Annotated in this window: 15 protein-coding genes, 1 tRNA gene and 3 rRNA genes; 5 read left to right on the forward strand and 14 right to left on the reverse strand. The window is 39.3% G+C overall.

The features are described 5' to 3' along the window. Positions 1-131: 131 nt before the first annotated feature. Genes mtnN through EXH44_RS05275 form a run of 3 tightly spaced genes read right to left on the reverse strand, consistent with a single transcriptional unit; the run spans position 132 to position 1757 of the window. Positions 132-824, reverse strand: a complete 693-nt coding sequence (gene mtnN / locus EXH44_RS05265; protein ID WP_162856556.1) for a 5'-methylthioadenosine/S-adenosylhomocysteine nucleosidase — start codon at positions 822-824, stop codon at positions 132-134. Further along, positions 824-1486: a thioredoxin domain-containing protein gene (locus EXH44_RS05270; RefSeq protein ID WP_244238746.1), complete on the reverse strand. Its 663-nt coding sequence runs from the start codon at positions 1484-1486 to the stop codon at positions 824-826. The genes mtnN and EXH44_RS05270 overlap by 1 nt, the downstream gene beginning before the upstream one ends. A gap of 46 nt (positions 1487-1532) precedes the next feature. Then, positions 1533-1757: a SlyX family protein gene (locus tag EXH44_RS05275; protein WP_162856557.1), complete on the reverse strand. Its 225-nt coding sequence runs from the start codon at positions 1755-1757 to the stop codon at positions 1533-1535. Positions 1758-1851: 94 nt separating this feature from the next. On the opposite strand from EXH44_RS05275, the gene fkpA reads away from it, so the two are divergent. From fkpA to EXH44_RS05300, 5 genes are all read left to right on the forward strand, one after another. Next, a complete protein-coding gene (gene fkpA, locus EXH44_RS05280) occupies positions 1852-2568 on the forward strand; it encodes an FKBP-type peptidyl-prolyl cis-trans isomerase (protein ID WP_162856558.1) in 717 nt (238 codons plus the stop codon). Between the two features lie 67 nt (positions 2569-2635). Continuing rightward, entirely contained in the window at positions 2636-3292 is a 657-nt protein-coding gene (locus EXH44_RS05285; protein ID WP_162856559.1) for a helix-turn-helix transcriptional regulator, read from the forward strand. Next, the gene (tusD, locus tag EXH44_RS05290) at positions 3292-3645 is read left to right on the forward strand and encodes a sulfurtransferase complex subunit TusD (RefSeq protein WP_162856560.1); all 354 of its coding nucleotides are present in this window, start codon (positions 3292-3294) and stop codon (positions 3643-3645) included. Before EXH44_RS05285 ends, tusD begins: the two co-directional genes overlap by 1 nt. A 1-nt stretch (position 3646) precedes the next feature. Continuing rightward, positions 3647-4018, forward strand: coding sequence for a sulfurtransferase complex subunit TusC (gene tusC / locus EXH44_RS05295; RefSeq protein ID WP_016528613.1), 372 nt, complete (start codon positions 3647-3649; stop codon positions 4016-4018). Positions 4019-4027: 9 nt separating this feature from the next. After that, complete coding sequence (locus EXH44_RS05300; RefSeq protein ID WP_162856561.1) at positions 4028-4291, forward strand: DsrH/TusB family sulfur relay protein; 264 nt, start codon at positions 4028-4030, stop codon at positions 4289-4291. 7 nt (positions 4292-4298) lie between these two features. Here EXH44_RS05300 and EXH44_RS05305 read toward each other — a convergent pair whose 3' ends face one another. The 11 genes from EXH44_RS05305 to rbsA all read right to left on the reverse strand — a co-directional run bounded on the left by EXH44_RS05305 (position 4299) and on the right by rbsA (position 20829). Then, positions 4299-6323: a hypothetical protein gene (locus tag EXH44_RS05305; RefSeq protein WP_162856562.1), complete on the reverse strand. Its 2025-nt coding sequence runs from the start codon at positions 6321-6323 to the stop codon at positions 4299-4301. Then, positions 6313-9717 (reverse strand): hypothetical protein, encoded by a 3405-nt coding sequence (locus tag EXH44_RS05310; RefSeq protein ID WP_162856563.1) that lies wholly within the window; start codon positions 9715-9717, stop codon positions 6313-6315. The genes EXH44_RS05305 and EXH44_RS05310 overlap by 11 nt, the downstream gene beginning before the upstream one ends. A 103-nt stretch (positions 9718-9820) precedes the next feature. After that, positions 9821-10795: an IS30-like element ISApl1 family transposase gene (locus tag EXH44_RS05315; RefSeq protein ID WP_012478345.1), complete on the reverse strand. Its 975-nt coding sequence runs from the start codon at positions 10793-10795 to the stop codon at positions 9821-9823. A 245-nt stretch (positions 10796-11040) separates the two neighbouring features. Then, positions 11041-11156: ribosomal RNA gene (rrf, locus tag EXH44_RS05320) — 5S ribosomal RNA — on the reverse strand. A gap of 150 nt (positions 11157-11306) precedes the next feature. Then, positions 11307-14204, reverse strand: a 23S ribosomal RNA gene (locus EXH44_RS05325). A gap of 188 nt (positions 14205-14392) precedes the next feature. Then, a tRNA-Glu gene (locus EXH44_RS05330) sits at positions 14393-14468 on the reverse strand. A 103-nt stretch (positions 14469-14571) separates the two neighbouring features. Continuing rightward, positions 14572-16111, reverse strand: a 16S ribosomal RNA gene (locus tag EXH44_RS05335). The 16S, 23S and 5S rRNA genes sit together here with 1 tRNA gene alongside, the layout of an rRNA operon. Before the next feature lie 348 nt (positions 16112-16459). Further along, entirely contained in the window at positions 16460-17374 is a 915-nt protein-coding gene (gene rbsK, locus EXH44_RS05340; RefSeq protein WP_162856564.1) for a ribokinase, read from the reverse strand. A gap of 71 nt (positions 17375-17445) precedes the next feature. Beyond that, positions 17446-18318, reverse strand: a complete 873-nt coding sequence (rbsB, locus tag EXH44_RS05345) for a ribose ABC transporter substrate-binding protein RbsB (protein ID WP_162856565.1) — start codon at positions 18316-18318, stop codon at positions 17446-17448. A 40-nt stretch (positions 18319-18358) separates the two neighbouring features. Further along, entirely contained in the window at positions 18359-19318 is a 960-nt protein-coding gene (gene rbsC / locus EXH44_RS05350; protein WP_162856566.1) for a ribose ABC transporter permease, read from the reverse strand. A gap of 14 nt (positions 19319-19332) precedes the next feature. Then, complete coding sequence (gene rbsA, locus EXH44_RS05355) at positions 19333-20829, reverse strand: ribose ABC transporter ATP-binding protein RbsA (protein ID WP_162857529.1); 1497 nt, start codon at positions 20827-20829, stop codon at positions 19333-19335. Position 20830 lies beyond the last annotated feature (1 nt).

The raw sequence follows: 20830 nt of genomic DNA on the forward strand, positions 1-20830 counted from the left end.
TAAGCCTATGTTTTGCATAGGCTAAAGAAGTAGAATTGTACAAAATTTGAAGATAAATTTCGATAACAAGCGGTTTGTTTATAGTAAAAATTTGCAAAGATTATGTGATAAACCACCGCTTGTAATTTAGATTAGGCAAAATTATTCAACATGGCTAACACAATTTCGGAGGATTTTTCAGCAGCAAGAGGTAAAAATTCATCAAATGAAAGATGAGATTCTTTATCTGCAACATCTGAAATTGCACGAACTACCACAAACGGAATGTTAAAAGCATGACAAACTTGTGCAATAGAAGCCGCTTCCATTTCAACCGCTTTAACCAGTGGGAAATCATGACGAATACGTGCAATCATTTCACTGCCATTGACAAACAGATCGCCACTACAAATTAATCCGAGAGAAGTATTAAAATTTGCTTTCTGTACTTCTTTTAATGCAATTTGAATTAATTGTTCGTTAGCCATAAATGCCGCAGGATTTGCGGGTAATTGCCCTTTTTCATAACCAAAAGCTGTCACATCTACATCATGATGACGCACTTCGCTTGAGATAACAATGTCTCCTACATTCAAATTAACGTCTAATCCGCCCGCAGATCCTGTGTTAATAATCATATCGGGTTTGGTTAATTGTAATAATAAGGTTGTTCCTACTGCTGCCGCTGTTTTGCCAATACCTGATTGAAGCAATGCCACTTGCACATTATTAATTTTACCTTCGTAAATTTTACACCCTGCAATGTCCGTTAATTTAGGTTCTGACATATAGCCTAATAAAATTTTTACTTCTTGTTCCATTGCACCAATAATGCCAATTTTCATTATTTGTTCTCCTGTTCTTTTTGTAATTTATCCACTAAAAAATCTAATACCGCAAAGGTATAGTCGTCATTATAAAGCGTATCCTTCACTAGTATGTATTTTCCATTCAATATAGCCATCGGTGGCATAATTGGGGAATATTGAATATTCATATTTTTACTTTGATTCGCAATTTGTTTTGTACTGTCTGAATTTAACAAATACTGGAATTGCTCTTCGCTAATTCCATTTTTCGTAAGCCAACGTTTGATTTCAGTATTGTTTTTCAGCAATTTATCTTTTGTGTCTGCACTATCAAATAAATACTGATCGCTTAATTCGGGTTTGCCTAATGCTTTAAAGATAGAGTCAAATGCTAATGTGAGATGATCATCTTTGTTAACGGCAGGATATCGTTGTAATACCACGCGATCCGCATTACGTGCCGCATATTGTTTTAATGCATCATCCGCATTTAAACAAACATTGCACCCATATTGATAAAAATAAGTAATCAAGACTTTATTGTCCGAAGGTAACGTTAATGCTAACGGTTTTTTATAGGAATAATATCCCTTACCATCTTTAAATAAAGGTTCTTTCGCTGTTTCTGTTGCTGTTTCTGCAAAACTGGAACCTAATAACCCGATAATACTGATCAATAACATTAATTTTTGTTTCATTTTCATCTTGTTATATCTCAATTGAACAAAATGCATAATACTGACTCTAATAATGCGGAGGCGGCGTTTCTTCAGCTCGGCTTGCAATATTACTCGGTTGTATTCCTTGTAATTTTTCAGCTAAATGGCGTACTTGTTGTTGTAATTTATCTAGTGCAAATTGTTGATCAATCACAGCTTGATTTAGTTCTTCAATGGTATGCTCTTGAAAAGCAATTTTGGTTTCTAGCTCTGTTACATATACCAAAATTTTATTAAGATCTGCCTGCATTTTAAAATAAAAAGGTTGTGTTAAGAAGGAATACACTTTACCCTATCTACCTTTGTTTTAACAAACTATTTAATGACTTTTACAAGGAAAAACTATGTTAAAAAACAAACTTTCTGCTTTAGCTATCATCAGTGCAACTCTCTTTGCTACACAAGTCAGTTTTGCAGAAAAAGCAGATACTAAATTCATTGACGATTCATCCTATGCCGTTGGTGTGTTAATGGGCAAAAATATTGAAGATGTGATTAGTTCACAAAAAGAGATTTTCTCTTATAACCAAGAACGCATCCTTGCTGGTGTACAAGATACCTTGAAAAAAACAGGTAAACTGACAGATGAAGATTTACAAAAACAATTGAAAGAACTTGATACCTATTTAATGGATCAAGAAACTAAAATTCAAGCAGAAAAAAGTAAATCTACCATTGAAGCGGGTGATAAATTCCGTGCTGAATATGAGAAAAAAGCAGATGTGAAGAAAACTGCATCAGGCTTACTCTATAAGATAGAAAAAGCGGGTGAAGGTGAATCACCAAAAGCAACAGATACCGTAAAAGTACACTATAAAGGGACATTACCAGATGGTACGGTGTTTGACAGCTCTTATGACCGTGGCGAGCCAATTGAATTCCAATTAAATCAATTAATTCCTGCGTGGATTGAAGCCATCCCTATGTTGAAAAAAGGTGGCAAAATGGAAATCGTTGCTCCACCACAATTAGCATACGGTGACCGTCAAGCAGGAAAAATTCCTGCGAACTCTACATTAAAATTTGAGATCGAATTATTAGATTTCAAACCAGCAAAATAAGTTTACTTAAACACATTATAGGGGCACAATTTGTGCCCTTATTTTTAATTTTATGTAGCGACAAAGTATGACAGCAAAATTCAATCCGCTTTCTGATGAAGATCACGCCATTTTGGCTTCCTACTTTCCCGTTGTTGATGGTATTGCAGCGCTCATTGGTGAGCATTGCGAAATCGTACTGCATTCCCTTGAGTTCTTAGAACACTCTGCAATTTATATCGTCAATGGGCATAACACCGACCGCAAAATTGGCTCGCCGATTACAGATCGGGCTTTATGGTCACTTCATCATATGCAAACCGACAGCGTATCCAAACCTTATTTCACTCGTGCCAAAGGTGGAGTATTGATGAAATCTGTCACCATTGCTATTCGCAACGGCAAACAACACGTTATCGGCTTAATTTGCATTAATATCAATCTTGATGTCCCTGTATCGCAATTTTTAAATAGTTTTATTGCCCCACAGGAAACCGAAGGCTCAGTGAATTTTGCAAGTTCTGTTGAAGACTTGGTGGCTCAAACCATTGAAAGCACCATTGTCGAAGTAAAAAACGATCGCAACATTTCTAACAGCAATAAAAATCGCCATATTGTCACTGCCTTATTTGAAAAAGGTATTTTTGATATTAAAGATGCGATCAACCAAATTGCCGACCGCTTAGAGATTTCTCGCCACACGGTTTATCTCTACATTCGCCAGCTCAAACAGGACGGTGAATAATGCGATATGTGTTGGCAGTCAAACACGGCGTATATGGCTCACAAGGGGCGTATCTAGCCTATCAAGTTGCTCAAGCACTTTTAGCTCAAGGGCATAAGATTGAACAGATCTTCTTTTTTCAAGAGGGGGTTAGCAATGCAAATCAATTCATTGACCCCGCCAGCGATGAACTGAATTTGGTTGAGGCTTGGAAAATATTAGCGCAATCTCACCGCTTGTCGTTACATCTCTGTATTGCAGCTGCTCAACGGCGTGGCATTGTAGAGCAAAATCTCGCTGAAGGTTTTACCCTTGCAGGTCTTGGTGAATTTAGCCAAGCGGTATTTACTGCAGATCGATTACTGACTATTTAAAATGAAACGTTATAAACTTGCTATTCTCTTTACTCAACCCCCATTCGGCACATCAACAAGCAGAGAAGGTCTTGATGCTCTGTTGGCTGCCAGTGCTTTTTGCAATGAAGATGAAATTGCCATTTGCTTTCTCAATGATGGCGTATTCAATCTAGTTGCCAATCAACAGCCTGAAAAGATTTTACAAAAAGATCATATATCCACATTCAAGCTAATCGATCTCTATGATTTAACTGAATGTTTTGTCTGCCAACAATCAGTAGATGAGCGAGGACTACATCACGCAGAATGGATACTGCCTGAACTCCAGTTTGTTAGCCGAACAGCGTTATTTGATACCCTTCATCAAGCTGAAAAAGTACTCACATTCTAAGGACATACTATGCTCTACACATTTTCCAAAGCACAATATGACTTATCAACACTAAACGCTATTCTTGAACAAGTTACCCCTGATGATGCGATTTTGTTATGGCAAGATGGCGTATTACAAGCGGTGAAATACCCACAACTTTTTGCAAATAAACAGATCTTTATCTTAAAAAATGATCTCATAGCTAGGGGATTAAAAACAACATTCCCAACTATTTCGCTAGAAGAATTAGTTAAGCTGAGCGAACAATATTTTCCACAAATTGCATTATAAACATGGGTTATCTCAGTTTAGTGCAAGCTTTCATTTCCCTTAAATATTTTAATGGAAATGGCTGAACCGTATTTCCTTTAAAACGAACAAAATCAACATCTAAAAGAGGTAAAATATCTATATAACGATTCTCACCTTTGAGTGCAATAATTTCTCTCAAATGAATAAAATGAGGTAAATGTTGTTGCAAACCATCAACATATCCACCAACACTATACCAAGCGGTTTTTTCGTCTATTACCCCTCCATTTATACTAAATAGATCACCCATTTTTTCAGCTAAATGCACATTTGTTTTACTAAAACTAAGTACAATACCTAATGTTCTGAGGTAAGCTCGCACCGCTTTATTTCCTCTTGCATATTGCCTTAGTAATTTAGTTAATATCTGCTTCGTTAGTGGCTCAGAAAATTGATTCAATATAGAAATGAGCGTTTCAGATTTATCAATATGAGCAGATTCCAACTCCATCGCCACTTTTTTCGCATCTTGATATTTGGGTGGTAATGGCATATCTACATCCATAATTTCCTTATATATTAGATCCAATTTTGGCAGAACAATCTCATTGGTTCTAATAATAAGATTTATATCTCCGCGATTTGAAATAATAAAACTTTCAACTCTACTCTTATTTTCCTCAATCCAATCTCTCACATCTTGTAAATCCGCATGATAGATGGATGGACACAGTAAAGTATCTCTGAAATAAGCAATTTCTCCTGTGTGTTTTAATACAAGTAGATCAATAATACTTTCAGCATCTGAAGAAATAGTCCCAAATATCCATTGCCCACTCAATACATGTTGAGTTTCAAACAAGCTTATTTTTTTCTGTTGAACATCAGCTTTAATCCACATTTCTTTTAGTAAATTTTTCAATAAAACAACTCGCTTGCAAGCACCTTTCTCCATATCTTCTTGATAATAATCCAAATAAAGAGAATCACTAAGATGTTGACGAATATAAGAATCTTGTTGATAAGGATCTTCACCATCTTGATATCTATTTGAAGATTTAATTAAACAGAGATGAGAGATATTTTTTTGTTCTGAATTAACTAGTTTGGATGGGAAACCTATATTTGATAACTGTTGTTGAATATCTTGAATTAAATTATGACTCTCATTAGTTTGAATTTTATCGATCAATGCAATTTGCATACCTTGTAATAATTTTATAAGTTTTTTAGATTCATTACTTCCTTCATTTAATAAGCGAAAACGGCTATCAATTTTCTGTTCAACCTTTCGTTCAAACCAAGAAGCTTGACTTATACCATCATAATAACGATTATATTTTTCTTTCATTAAATGCAAAATCCCTAAACGACTTTGCTTAAATTTACTCAGATTACTAATGTTAATAGCTTCACTACTACTATGTGTACTTCTCTCTCCCGCTTTAATATAGCTATAATTATTTCGTGAAAAATCACGTTTTAATGTATTCATTTCAATGATATAAGTAGGACGATTCAGAATAGCTTGACGGGTTTTATCTGGATAATCTTGCAAAATAGAAAATTTTTGACGAAATGTAACCGCTTGAATACGAAATATATCAGATTTATCTATAACAAGTTGATAAGCAATAAAGCTATCCCGTTTTTTCAATGGCTGAGGTATAAGAAAACATTCACCATTCAAGTTATGAAATGCAAGAGATTCAATAGGACTATTCATCAATGCGTTTAATAATAATTGATACAACCAGCCTCCTGTAATTACGTTACCTTTTCCCTGATCAGTTGCTTGAACAAGGGAAACTTTAATCTGATTAAACTCAGGTAAAGAAGCAATTTTTTGTCTTAATGATTCAGGATTATTAACATTTTTACGTTTAAACAATGCATAAGCAAATTTTCCATAACGATATAAACAAGCTTCTGCACGTTGTTCTGATAAAAGCTTATCTAAATGTTGACTATTTGCCCATTCAAACTTTCCAATCCATTCAAAACATAAAAAAACAAATAAATTATTTAGTTCATCAAAATTTGTTTTAAAAACGAGTTTATTAGTTCTCATTTTCTGTCTCCATAATTTTTTGCTCAATACACTGAATAATATTTTTTATCTGAATAGACGATGAAGAAAAGAATGTTGGAATTTCCACAATAGTAAGCGGTGATTCAGAGTGAGAATAACATCTAAAAGGATAATAATTCTTTTCTGAAAAAATATTAATAATAAAAACTAATTTCGCACCACAGATTTTCATTTTATTAAAAATATGCTCACGAATATCTTCCCCATCTAATTGGACATCCAACCAATGTTTAAAATCAACAAAAATATGAGAAGAGATTTGAAAATCAAAAAACTCATATATAGATAATGGAAGCTCATTTAAAGATGGTAAGCGGTAAGATTCCCATAAAACTTTACCACATTCCTCTCCTAAGGCACCTTTATAAATATTATTAAAAACAACAGGGCTTAACCAAATCTTTGAAGAATCAAGCATAAAAGGATAGTTATTTTTAATAAAATGTTGTTTAAGAAGTGGTATTTTCATCAACAGATCTAAACGAGATGTTGCATGGCTAACTTTTAAACCTGACTTAGTTAAATAAACATTTTGATAATCATCTTCTGTTTGATAACAATAACTTTTTACTGATTTATCAAAAGTAATATATAGAAAATTGAAATTATGATCTGAATGAGTATTTTTTTGAGGGTATTTAAGGCAAATTTCACGTAACTGTCGCCATAAATATATATCATTTTCTGAAGCTGATTGATTTGAGAATTTACGATAAAGAGAATCAATATAACGCTTAGGTTGCCCAGTTATTCTATTTTTATCTACAGCTAGTTTCTGATATTTTTGCATAGTTTTCTGAATAGCCTTAAATTCAGGTAGTAATGGAATTTCACCTAGCTCATTACTCCAAACAGCATCCAAATGCTGATCAACAAAAAGATAAATTTGAGGACGTTTCATATTTGTCCGACATATTCGACCAACAGCTTGTATTAAATACTGCATAATATTCAGCTTAAAATCTAAGTATTTATACAAACTTTTAATATCATTTTTATATCTCGGATTACGCTGTGAATAAACAGCAAAAGCATTCTCAAGATAATATTCAAATTCGGATTTTGACATTCCAGAATTTGTAATTCTTAAGTATTCTAACTGATATAAATATATGGCAAGTTCAAAAGGTGTTAAATCTTTCTTATTAACCATATTGACCAGTACATTTGTTGGTTTATCAAGATAAAGCCCATCAAAATCAACATATTTATCTGCATTCCGTTGATTAATTTTAATTAGATGAGATTTTTGTTGAGAAGGTATTGGATACTGAATATTAATACCAGCACCTAATGTACTATAAGTAGAAAGAACAAAATGTCGCCTACCTTGATTTAGGCTTTCTTTAATCGAATCTAATTGTTTCTCGCTTTCTTCTCCTGATACGCATTTAATTTCAATACATTCTGACAAGCGGTATTTTTCTTCTAATATTTTGCAAAAATTAATAATGAGAGTGAGGGCTTCTCCAACATATTTTCGATTGAAAAAAGCAAGAAAAGCATAAATATTTTTCTGCAAAAAGTGCTGATAACAAAGAAAAATCTTATAGTATTGATTAAGTTGGTATATTGAATAATTATCTCCTTCCACTTGTTGAACTTTATTAATTAAACATTCAACAATATCAATGTCATGAAACAACAAAGATAAATTTTCAATAATTATGGATTCATTATCTGATTGACTTTCAATAACTTCCGCAGAAATAGAAACTTTATCATAGCCTTTTGTTTGATCCTGAAGCCTTTTTTCGAGCCTTTTCTTATCCTTAGGGGTTAAATGATAATAATCTGAAGAAAGGGCAGATTCTAAATAACCTAAATCAAAATTTCCTAAACACGTTCGCAAATTTGCTGTTGCAGAAATACCTACAACCATAAATTGTTCAGCCCAATTTAATAACTGGATTTCTGGCGACTGATTAAAATTAAAACTCACCACTTTAGAGCGACCTGCATGTTCTTCAGAATCTAAAATAGTATGATAAACAAAGCCATTTTCATAAAAATCCACAGACATAGGTAATTCAATCTTACTATTTTCTTTTTCTGAGTGTTGCTTTTTTAATTTACGGTAGAAATAATAGTGCAAAATATCTTTCAATAATTTCTGTTCAATTTTTTTATCGAAATCAAAAAAATCAAGAAAAGAATAAATCGCATCCTCTAAAGTGATTTTACGATCTTGTGATATTTGATTACGATGAGCTAAATACTCCTGAGCTAACATACCAATTCCTCTCTCAAAATAACTGAGAAAAGCACGAGAACGAAACAACAAATTACTGAGAACTAAAGAATCCCCCTCTTTATTTAATTTTGACATTTCAATCCATAATGAATTATTTTGTATATCTTTAGATAAAGTTAATATATTCCACTTAGCATCAATAAGATAATAGGGTGTTTTATCATAGAAAATAAAAGGTTTAAAAGAGGATTTTTGTGCTTTACTTTTCAAACTTAATGTTAAAGAAAACTTTTTAGAAATTTCAAATGACTGTTCAGTTAGATTTTTTTCTATTTCTTGAGAGGATGGTTGTTTTACGAGAAGTTGTCTATTAAAGATAAGTGTTGAGGGAAATTTTGATTCGTTTAAACGAGATGCTATACGTTGAACTATTGGTATATACTCTGTGACATTGTCGACATTTTGATCAATTATTGCCTCTAACATATCTCTTTTTGCAGCATCAAATTCATCAATAAATAAAACAACTTGGTAATCTGATAATAATTGATGTAATGGTTGTATAGGCTCAATTAAAGTATCATAAGGATATACCGCTTTCTTTACAGACATAAATAATACGGTCTTTTCCAATGTTAGTACGCTTGGAAATAGCTTTGAAACCCATACCCACTTAGGATCTTTCATAATCAAGAGCAAACGATCATCCCTATTTGGTGAAATAGTTTTTAAATGATCGCAAATAAGATTGCGTAACTCAGATGCTATTTCTTGTACATCTCTTTCAATTTTATTGGATGGTAAATGATGAGTCTTACAAAACTCTAATAATATTCGAAAACTAGAAGAATCAAATTTAGGAAAACAACGCTTAATTTGGTGTTCATATTCGAGAAAATGCTCAAAAAAAGCATCTTGTTTTGATTGAACAACTAAACAATTTTCATCAAAGTAGGAAGATTTATGATAGTACTCCAAAAGTGATTTAAGTTGTTCAACAGGTAAATTTTTCTTTCGGTGAGTAATAAAAAGAATTTTTCGCTTTTTAGAAGAAAGAGTATCTATATTTTGAGCAATCCAATCGACAACATCAAATGTCTTACCACTTCCTGTAGGCATATCTAGTAATAATAAACCACTTTTCTGTTTCCATAAATGATACTGAAGGATTCTTTTCATTTTATATTCCCCAACAAAAAAATTGGTTATATATCATACATAAAATCAACAGAAAACAAGCAAAAAAATTCTAGTTTTGTGACAAAGATAACAACTTGAATTGTCAAACCAAGTGCAACGATTTTTTGAAGTAAACTTCATAAGGTGTTTTCCAACCTAAACATTTACGTGGTCGTAAATTCAGTTTATTGATCACCTGTTGAATATCAACTTCGCTCCACTGATTGATGTCTTGGTGCTTCGGAAAGTATTCACGAAGTAACCCATTTGTATTTTCATTCGTTCCCCGTGTCCACGGTTGATGCGGCTCGGGGAAGTAAAATTCTACACCCAGTGCTTCTGTTACCAAACGATGTTGGGCAAATTCTTTACCACGGTCTGGCGTAATTGACCGCAATATATGTGAATCCAGCAATTCAATCATGGCTTTTTGGACTGCTTCGGCTTTTTTGGCAGGAATTTTCTTCACCAACTCAAAACGACTTTTGCGTTCCGTCAGCGTCAGCAAACAAGCTCCACCCGCTTTACCCAGTACGGTATCGGCTTCCCAATGTCCAAAGCGACTGCGATTTTGCGCCGAAATGGGACGGTCGTTCAAATGGTTGGATATCTGAATTTTGCCACGTTTTTCATGATGATTTTTTGTATGCCGTGTTTTGCCTTTGTGGCGCAGTTTGCGACTGGCTTTGCGTTCGCCTATATCAAACAACCCTGAATAAATACCACGATAAATGGTTGAATAACTAATGGATAATTCAGATTTTTCCAATTTTAATCGTGCGCTGATTTGTTCGGGCGACCAGTTTTCTGTCAGAAACTTTTCTTGCACCAAATTGAAATATTCAGGCTGCTCTAATTTGCGCTGTGCTTTGCTATTTTGACGATGCTTCAAATAGCTGTTTTGTGCGTTCGTTGCACTGTAGCTTTCTAGAGCGTGTCGTTTCAGCTCGCGAGAAATGGTGCTGGAGCTACGTCCCAGTGCTTTGGCAATTTCTGCTTGTTTTTTGCCCTGTGCGAGTAAAATCATTATCTTTTCTCGCTCGTTTATTGTAAGATGTCGGTAGGAAGTACTCATCATTTGGAAGTGGTTTTTGTGTGGAAACAAAATTATATTCTAGTTGATGAGTACTTCTTTTTTTGTTGCACTTGGATTGTAAATTCAGCAAATTAAATAAATACAAGCGGTCAGATTCCCTCCATTTTTTTGCAAATCCTTTTGCAAATTTCTCCCACCATCTCACCGCTTGTTTGCGGGATGTTTATCCCTAAACGCAAAAAACCGCAAGCTATCTCTAACTTACGGTCTCTTTCTCTTTAATAAAACCCTGATGGTGCCCTACTCTCACATGGGGAAACCCCACACTACCATCGGCGTTACTGCGTTTCACTTCTGAGTTCGGAATGGAATCAGGTGGGACCACAGCACTATGGCCATCAGGAAAATCTTTGATGACTTTCTCTATCTTATTGTCTGTTCTTTCATTTCGAAACAAGCTGCTCTGAGTGTCTTTATTTTGTTTAGTTAGTTTGTTGCTTTTATTCAGCTTTCAACTCTCTTGCGCTTCTTCTTCAAAAACGCTTGAGGTTGTATAGTTAAGCCTCTCGGGCAATTAGTACACGTTAGCTCAATGTATCACTACACTTACACACCGTGCCTATCTACGTCGTAGTCTCCAACAACCCTTACAGTCTTATAGACTGGGATGACTCATCTTGAGGCAAGTTTCGTGCTTAGATGCTTTCAGCACTTATCTCTTCCGCATGTAGCTACCCAGCAATGCCTCTGGCGAGACAACTGGAACACCAGTGATGCGTCCACTCCGGTCCTCTCGTACTAGGAGCAGCCCCTCTCAATCATCCAACGCCCACGGCAGATAGGGACCGAACTGTCTCACGACGTTCTAAACCCAGCTCGCGTACCACTTTAAATGGCGAACAGCCATACCCTTGGGACCTACTTCAGCCCCAGGATGTGATGAGCCGACATCGAGGTGCCAAACACCGCCGTCGATATGAACTCTTGGGCGGTATCAGCCTGTTATCCCCGGAGTACCTTTTATCCGTTGAGCGATGGCCCTTCCATTCAGAACCACCGGATCACTATGACCTGCTTTCGCACCTGCTCGACTTGTCTGTCTCGCAGTTAAGCTTGCTTATACCATTGCACTAACCTCACGATGTCCGACCGTGATTAGCAAACCTTCGTGCTCCTCCGTTACTCTTTGGGAGGAGACCGCCCCAGTCAAACTACCCACCAGACACTGTCCGAGACCGCGTTCCGCAATCTTCGTTAGAACATCAAACGTTAAAGGGTGGTATTTCAAGGACGCCTCCACAATCACTGGCGTGACTGCTTCAAAGGCTCCCACCTATCCTACACATCAAAATTCAATGTTCAGTGTCAAGCTATAGTAAAGGTTCACGGGGTCTTTCCGTCTAGCCGCGGGTACACCGCATCTTCACGGCGATTTCAATTTCACTGAGTCTCGGGTGGAGACAGCCTGGCCATCATTATGCCATTCGTGCAGGTCGGAACTTACCCGACAAGGAATTTCGCTACCTTAGGACCGTTATAGTTACGGCCGCCGTTTACTGGGGCTTCGATCAGGAGCTTCTCTTTCGATAACACCATCAATTAACCTTCCAGCACCGGGCAGGCATCACACCCTATACGTCCACTTTCGTGTTTGCAGAGTGCTGTGTTTTTAATAAACAGTTGCAGCCAGCTGGTATCTTCGACTGGTTCAGCCTTCGGGAGTAAATCCCTACAACCTACGCCAGCGCACCTTCTCCCGAAGTTACGGTGCTATTTTGCCTAGTTCCTTCACCCGAGTTCTCTCAAGCGCCTGAGTATTCTCTACCTGACCACCTGTGTCGGTTTTCAGTACGGTTTATCTTCATCTGAAGCTTAGTGGCTTTTCCTGGAAGCGTGGTATCAGTTACTTCATCTCCGTAGAGACTCGTCATCATCTCTCAGTGTTAGTAGGAGCCCGGATTTGCCTAAGCTCCCCACCTACCAACTTAAACAGACATCCAACAGTCTGCTAACCTAACCTTCTCCGTCCCCACATCGCAATGAAGACAAGTACGGGAATATTAACCCGTTTCCCATCGACTACGCTTTTCAGCCTCGCCTTAGGGGCCGACTCACCCTGCCCCGATTAACGTTGGACAGGAACCCTTGGTCTTCCGGCGAACGAGTTTTTCACTCGTTTTATCGTTACTTATGTCAGCATTCGCACTTGTGATACGTCCAACAGACTTCTCAATCCATCTTCATCCGCTTACACAACGCTCCCCTACCCAACAGTATTTCTACTGATGCCGCAGCTTCGGTGCTATATTTTAGCCCCGTTACATCTTCCGCGCAGGCCGACTCGACTAGTGAGCTATTACGCTTTCTTTAAATGATGGCTGCTTCTAAGCCAACATCCTAGCTGTCTAAGCCTTCCCACTTCGTTTCCCACTTAATATAGACTTTGGGACCTTAGCTGGCGGTCTGGGTTGTTTCCCTCTCCACGATGGACGTTAGCACCCACCGTGTGTCTCCTGAGTATCACTCTTCGGTATTCGCAGTTTGCATCGGGTTGGTAATCCGGGATGGACCCCTAGCCGAAACAGTGCTCTACCCCCGAAGGTGTCCGCTCAAGGCTCTACCTAAATAGATTTCGGGGAGAACCAGCTATCTCCCGGTTTGATTGGCCTTTCACCCCCAGCCACAAGTCATCCGCTAATTTTTCAACATTAGTCGGTTCGGTCCTCCAGTTAGTGTTACCCAACCTTCAACCTGCCCATGGCTAGATCACCGGGTTTCGGGTCTATACCTTGCAACTATCCGCCCAGTTAAGACTCGGTTTCCCTTCGGCTCCCTTATTCAGTTAACCTCGCTACAAAATATAAGTCGCTGACCCATTATACAAAAGGTACGCAGTCACCCCAAAAGGGCTCCCACTGCTTGTACGTACACGGTTTCAGGTTCTATTTCACTCCCCTCACTGGGGTTCTTTTCGCCTTTCCTTCACAGTACTGGTTCACTATCGGTCAATCAGGAGTATTTAGCCTTGGAGGATGGTCCCCCCATCTTCAAACAGGATTTCTCGTGTCCCGCCCTACTTGTTGTTAGCCTAGTACCACAATTTACTTTTTAAGTACGGGATTATCACCCTCTACGATTGAGCTTCCCAGCTCATTCCTCTAAGTTAAACTGCTATCACTAACTGGCTCTTTCGCTTTCGCTCGCCGCTACTTACAAAATCTCGGTTGATTTCTTTTCCTCGGGGTACTTAGATGTTTCAGTTCTCCCGGTTTGCCTCACTTGCCTATGTATTCAACAAGTGATAGTAGATTCTTCATCTACTGGGTTTCCCCATTCGGACATCTTGGATTAAACGCCTCTTATCGACTCATCCAAGCTTTTCGCAGATTAGCACGTCCTTCTTCGCCTCTGATTGCCTAGGCATCCACCGTGTACGCTTAGTCACTTAACCATACAACCTCAAACATTTTTATTCGAAGTCGATATTAACTACTAAACACTTGACTGCTTTTGTTCAGTCAAGATTTTCTTACTACTCAGACTTTCTTTCGAAAATCTCTCAGTTTTTCAGCTTGTTTCCAAATTTTTAAAGAACAATTCGATAATCACTTATCTTTCGACAAAAAAATCATCTTTAAATGGCGTCCCCACGGGGATTCGAACCCCGGTTACCGCCGTGAAAGGGCGATGTCCTAGGCCTCTAGACGATGGGGACAACATTTAAAGATGCTTTCCACTTTGCCATTATAACATATTCTCTTCACTGTCTACAATTACCAAACAATCTGTGTGAACACTTGCAAATCGCTTCATCTAGGTAAGGAGGTGATCCAACCGCAGGTTCCCCTACGGTTACCTTGTTACGACTTCACCCCAGTCATGAATCATACCGTGGTAAACGCCCCCCTCTCGGTTAAGCTATCTACTTCTGGTACAACCCACTCCCATGGTGTGACGGGCGGTGTGTACAAGGCCCGGGAACGTATTCACCGCGACATTCTGATTCGCGATTACTAGCGATTCCGACTTCATGGAGTCGAGTTGCAGACTCCAATCCGGACTTAGATGCACTTTCTGAGATTCACTCCACCTCGCGGTATCGTAGCCCTCTGTATGCACCATTGTAGCACGTGTGTAGCCCTACTCGTAAGGGCCATGATGACTTGACGTCATCCCCACCTTCCTCCAGTTTATCACTGGCAGTCTCCTTTGAGTTCCCGACCGAATCGCTGGCAACAAAGGATAAGGGTTGCGCTCGTTGCGGGACTTAACCCAACATTTCACAACACGAGCTGACGACAGCCATGCAGCACCTGTCTCATAGTTCCCGAAGGCACTTCCGCATCTCTGCAGAATTCTATGGATGTCAAGAGTAGGTAAGGTTCTTCGCGTTGCATCGAATTAAACCACATGCTCCACCGCTTGTGCGGGCCCCCGTCAATTCATTTGAGTTTTAACCTTGCGGCCGTACTCCCCAGGCGGTCGATTTATCACGTTAGCTACGGGCACCAAGCTTAAAGCCCAATCCCCAAATCGACAGCGTTTACAGCGTGGACTACCAGGGTATCTAATCCTGTTTGCTCCCCACGCTTTCGCACATGAGCGTCAGTATTTTCCCAAGGGGCTGCCTTCGCCTTCGGTATTCCTCCACATCTCTACGCATTTCACCGCTACACGTGGAATTCTACCCCTCCCTAAAATACTCTAGCGACCCAGTATGAAATGCAATTCCCAAGTTAAGCTCGGGGCTTTCACATCTCACTTAAGTCACCGCCTGCGTGCCCTTTACGCCCAGTCATTCCGATTAACGCTCGCACCCTCCGTATTACCGCGGCTGCTGGCACGGAGTTAGCCGGTGCTTCTTCTGTGACTAACGTCAATTGCTTGTTCTATTAAAACAAACACCTTCCTCATCACCGAAAGAACTTTACAACCCGAAGGCCTTCTTCATTCACGCGGCATGGCTGCATCAGGGTTCCCCCCATTGTGCAATATTCCCCACTGCTGCCTCCCGTAGGAGTCTGGACCGTGTCTCAGTTCCAGTGTGGCTGGTCATCCTCTCAGACCAGCTAGAGATCGTCGGCTTGGTAGGCCTTTACCCCACCAACTACCTAATCCCACTTGGGCTCATCTTATGGCAGGTGGCCCGAAAGTCCCACCCTTTAGTCCTTAGACATTACGCGGTATTAGCTACAGTTTCCCGTAGTTATCCCCCTCCATAAGCCAGATTCCCAAGCATTACTCACCCGTCCGCCACTCGTCAGCAAGAAAGCAAGCTTTCTCCTGCTACCGTTCGACTTGCATGTGTTAAGCCTGCCGCCAGCGTTCAATCTGAGCCATGATCAAACTCTTCAATTCAAAAAGTTTAATCGCTCAATATGTACTGACTATAAAAAATCACATTAATATGAATTTCAAGTTAAGCACTTATCAAGACTCAAGTTTTAAAATTAATTTTTCAAACAAAGTCAATCAACAAGTGCCCACACAGATTGTCTGATAAATTGTTAAAGAGCAAAAAAGAACGACGCACTGTCAAATTTAACTACTCACAACAGCGCGTCGTTGTGTGGTGCGCATTATAGAGAAATCCTAAATCAACGCAAGTACTTTTTGCAAAAAATTAAAAAAAAGTGACCGCTTGTTGAATTTTGATTCAAAAAGTTTATTTTAAATGCTAAATCAGATTGTTTTTAAACAATAATGCTATATAAAAAACTTATCGACTTCTTCTCTATTAGGTATTGCCGTTTGAGCCCCCATTCTCGTGACAGAAATAGCGGCAGCTGCATGTGCAAAACGAATCGCGTCTTTAGCTGATTTTCCTTCCAATAATGCCGTCACAAAAGCGCCATTAAAGGTATCGCCTGCAGCGGTTGTATCTACTGCGTCAACTCGGAAACCTGGAATAATTTCGCCTTGCCCTTTTTCACTGTAATACACACCTTTTGAACCTAGGGTAATTAAAACCGTTTCGATCCCAAGTTGATGAAAATGGTTGGCGGCTACAGCTGCAGTTTGTTCATCGGTCACTTTAATCCCTGTCAGTATTTCCGCTTCCGTTTCATTTGGGGTAATGATGTCAATGTGTGATAACAAACTGTCCGGTAAAGGTTGGGCCGGTGCGGGATTTAACACCACTTTTACCCCGGCTGATTTTGCAAATTTTGTGGCTAAAGTGACCGCTTGTAACGGGCTTTCTAACTGCATCAGCAAAATATCAGCTTGTTCTATCTGTGATTTATGTTGTTCAACTAAGAATTCGGAAAGATCCGCATTTGCCCCAGCGGAAATCACTATGCTGTTCTCACCCGAATCAGCGACTTGAATCATCGCTAATCCCGTTGATTGATTTGGGATTACACTGATTGCCGAAGTATCAATGCCATCTTGCTCAAAGGCTTGTTTCATGGTTTGCCCGATTTGATCATCGCCAATCGCACCAATAAAGCTGACATTCGCTCCAACACGAGCTGCAGCAACCGCTTGATTTGCCCCTTTTCCGCCATAGGCAATTTGATAGCCGTAACCCGTTAAGGTTTCACCTGCTTTTGGGAAATAAGGTACTCGAATCACATGATCAACATTAATACTACCGAGAACACAGAGTTTGTTTTTCATTTTGACCACCTGCTAAAAACAAGCGGTCAGATTTTGCAAATTTTTTGCTAAAAGTGACCGCTTGTTTAAGATTATTTCGTGACGACTTTTAACGGAACTGGGATTTGTGCTTCAACTTTTTCACCTTTCAACACTTTATCCGCTGCTTCTATCCCTAACTCACCGATTTTTTCTGGTTGTTGAGCAATAGTTGCCGCAAGTTGTCCACCATTAACGGCTTTTACCGCATCATCCGTACCGTCAAAACCAACCACTAAAATGTTTTTGCCTGATGCTTTGATCGCACGTAAAGCGCCTAATGCCATTTCATCATTTTGAGCAAATACCGCTTTGGCAGAACCGTGGCTGGCAAGTAAGTTTTCCATGACATTTAAACCTTTAGTACGGTCGAAATCCGCTGGTTGGCTAGCAAGCAATTCAAATTGATTAGCTTCCACCGCTTGTTTAAAGCCTTCACCACGTTCACGCGCTGCAGAGGTGCCGGCAATACCTTCTAATTGAATCACTTTAGCATTTTTACCCACTTTTTCCGCGATAAAATCTCCCGCCATTTTTCCGCCTGCCACGTTATCAGAGGCAATATGACTCACGACGTTACCTTTATTTGCACCACGGTCTAAGGTGATTACTGGAATATTCTTCTTATTGGCTACCGCAACGGCTGTACCTACTGCTTCAGAATCGGTCGGGTTAATCAATAATACTTTCGCGCCACGAACAGTCACATCTTCGACGTTAGATAACTCTTTAGCTGGGTCATTTTGTGAATCCAACACAACTAAGTTATAGCCTAATTCTTTGGCTTTTTTCTCTGCACCTTCTTTCAAGGTCACAAAGAATGGATTATCTAAGGTTGAAACCGCTAGTGCGATAGTTTCTTTTGCCATTGCTGATGTGCTGAATGCCAAACCTAACGCAATCGCTAATGAAGTTAATTTTTTCATAAAAATCTCCTATGTAATGAAGAATAATGTCTTAGAACAACTAGACTTTTTTACGACCAATGAAGTTATCTAAGATAACCGCAGCTAAGATTACCAGTGCTTTCGCAACTAGTTGATAGTAAGAGTCAATGTCTAATAAATTCAAGGCATTGCTCAAGAAACCGATAATTAATGCACCAATTAACGTGCCGATAATGCGACCTTTACCACCCATAAGGCTGGTGCCACCGACGACAACAGCCGCTATCGCATCTAATTCATAGCCTGTTCCTGCCGTTGGCTGGGCGGAACCTAAACGAGAGGTGACGATTAAACCTGCAAGGGCAGCAAGTACTCCACTAACCGCAAATACAAAGAGTTTCACTTTATTTACATTAATACCTGAAAGGGCGGTTGCTGATTCATTTCCCCCTAAAGCATAAATATAGCGTCCCATACGCGTCTGCGTGAGAACAAACCAACCTAATGCAAATAAGACAAACATCAGCCAAACTGGAACCGGAATACCGAACCAAATCCCCGTACCGATTTCGGCGAAGGCATCGGCATTCTCGGAAAAACCGGTGCTAATCGGGCGACCGCCCATATAAATCATGGTCACGCCGCGTAATAACAGCATCGTAATCAAGGTTGCCATAAAGGCCTGTACTTTACCGAACGCCACCAGTGATCCGTTCAGTAAGCCAATCAAACCGCCAAAAATCAGTACGGTAGGAATCACCACATAAACCGGTAAATCCATACCGACTAACGTTGCGGCTACCGCACCGGTCAGTGCCAATACCGAACCGACCGATAAATCAATTCCGGCAATCAAAATCACAAAAGTCATGCCAATCGCAATAATGGCGTTCACCGAAGTTTGACGCAGAATGTTGAGCAAGTTATCCGTAGTAAAAAAATCTGGATTTAGAAATGACACCACGACAATCAACGTGATTAACGCGATAATCGACCGTTGGTCGATTAAAAATTTAGTGAGGTTAAACGATTTATTCATTTGCAAATTTCCTTTCAAATTACCCCGGCTGTTTTACCGATTGCCGCCGCCAATAATTTCTCTTGCGTCGCGTCTTGACGGCTAAATTCGCCGCTGATGCGCCCTTCTCGCATCACTAAAATACGATCGGACATTCCCAACACTTCCGGCATATCGGACGACACTAAAATGATACTAAGCCCTTCTGCTTTAAATTTATTGATCAGTTGATAGATTTCTTTTTTTGCCCCGACATCAACACCTCGGGTCGGCTCATCTAAAATCAGCACATTCGGACGAGTCATTAAGCCTTTGGCAATCGCCACTTTTTGCTGATTACCTCCCGATAGCTCACCAATGACTTTATCTGCATTTGGGGTTTTGATATTAAACAGATCAATAAAATCCGTGACGACCATATTCTCTCGAACTTTATCAATTCTTCCGTAATGAGAAAGATGGGCTAATGCGGTCAAAGACATATTTTCCTTCACTGACATACCTAGCACTAAACCATCCCCCTTGCGGTCTTCGGAAATATAAACAATGCCGTTATCTAATCCATCTTGGGCGGTACGGTTATGAATGTCTTTACCATCTAATCTGACTGAACCCGATGTACGAGGTAATGCGCCGTAAAGCACCTTCATTAACTCGGTTCGCCCTGCGCCCATTAACCCAGAAATACCTAGAATTTCGCCTTTTTTCAGGTTAAATGAAATTTGATGAACACCACTTCCCGTCAAATTATTGACTTCAAGACGTACACTATTTTGATCGGTTTCGATATGCGGATATTGTTCTTCCAATTTTCGTCCGACCATCATTTCAATCAACTGATCTTCAGTTAAATCGGTAACCGCTTTTTCACCAATGAATTGACCATCACGCAAAACAGTCACATCATCACAAATTTGAAAAATCTCTTTAATGCGGTGGGAAATATAGACAATACCACGACCTTCCGCTTTCAACTCACGAATCACCGCAAATAAAGCTTCAGTTTCCGTATCCGTCAGCGCATCGGTAGGTTCATCCATGACAATCACTTTGGATTCAAAACTCAAGGCTTTCGCAATTTCTACCATTTGTCGTTCGCCGATAGAAAGCTCGCCGGCAGGAAGTTTACTGGAATGGCGAACACCAAGGCGAGCTAACAAGCGGTCGGATTCCGCATACATTTTACGCCAATCAATCCCGCCCCAAGGGTGTGTAAATTCACGACCAAGAAAGATATTTTCGGCAATCGACAAGTTCCCCAAAATATTCAGCTCTTGATGAATAATACTTAACCCAGCTTCTTGAGAGGCTTTTGGATTAGCAAATTTCACCGCTTGTCCAAGATATTCAATCGTACCAGCATCACGATGATAAATTCCGGTCAGAATTTTCATTAAGGTGGATTTACCTGCACCGTTCTCACCCATTAATGCCATTGCTCTACCGGCATAGACATTCAAGCAAGCATTTTTAAGTGCCTGAACACCAGGAAAGGCTTTATCAATTCCGCTGATTTTGAGTAAGGTTTTCATC

The organism is Actinobacillus indolicus (assembly GCF_004519515.1).
Lineage (GTDB): Bacteria > Pseudomonadota > Gammaproteobacteria > Enterobacterales > Pasteurellaceae > Glaesserella > Glaesserella indolica_A.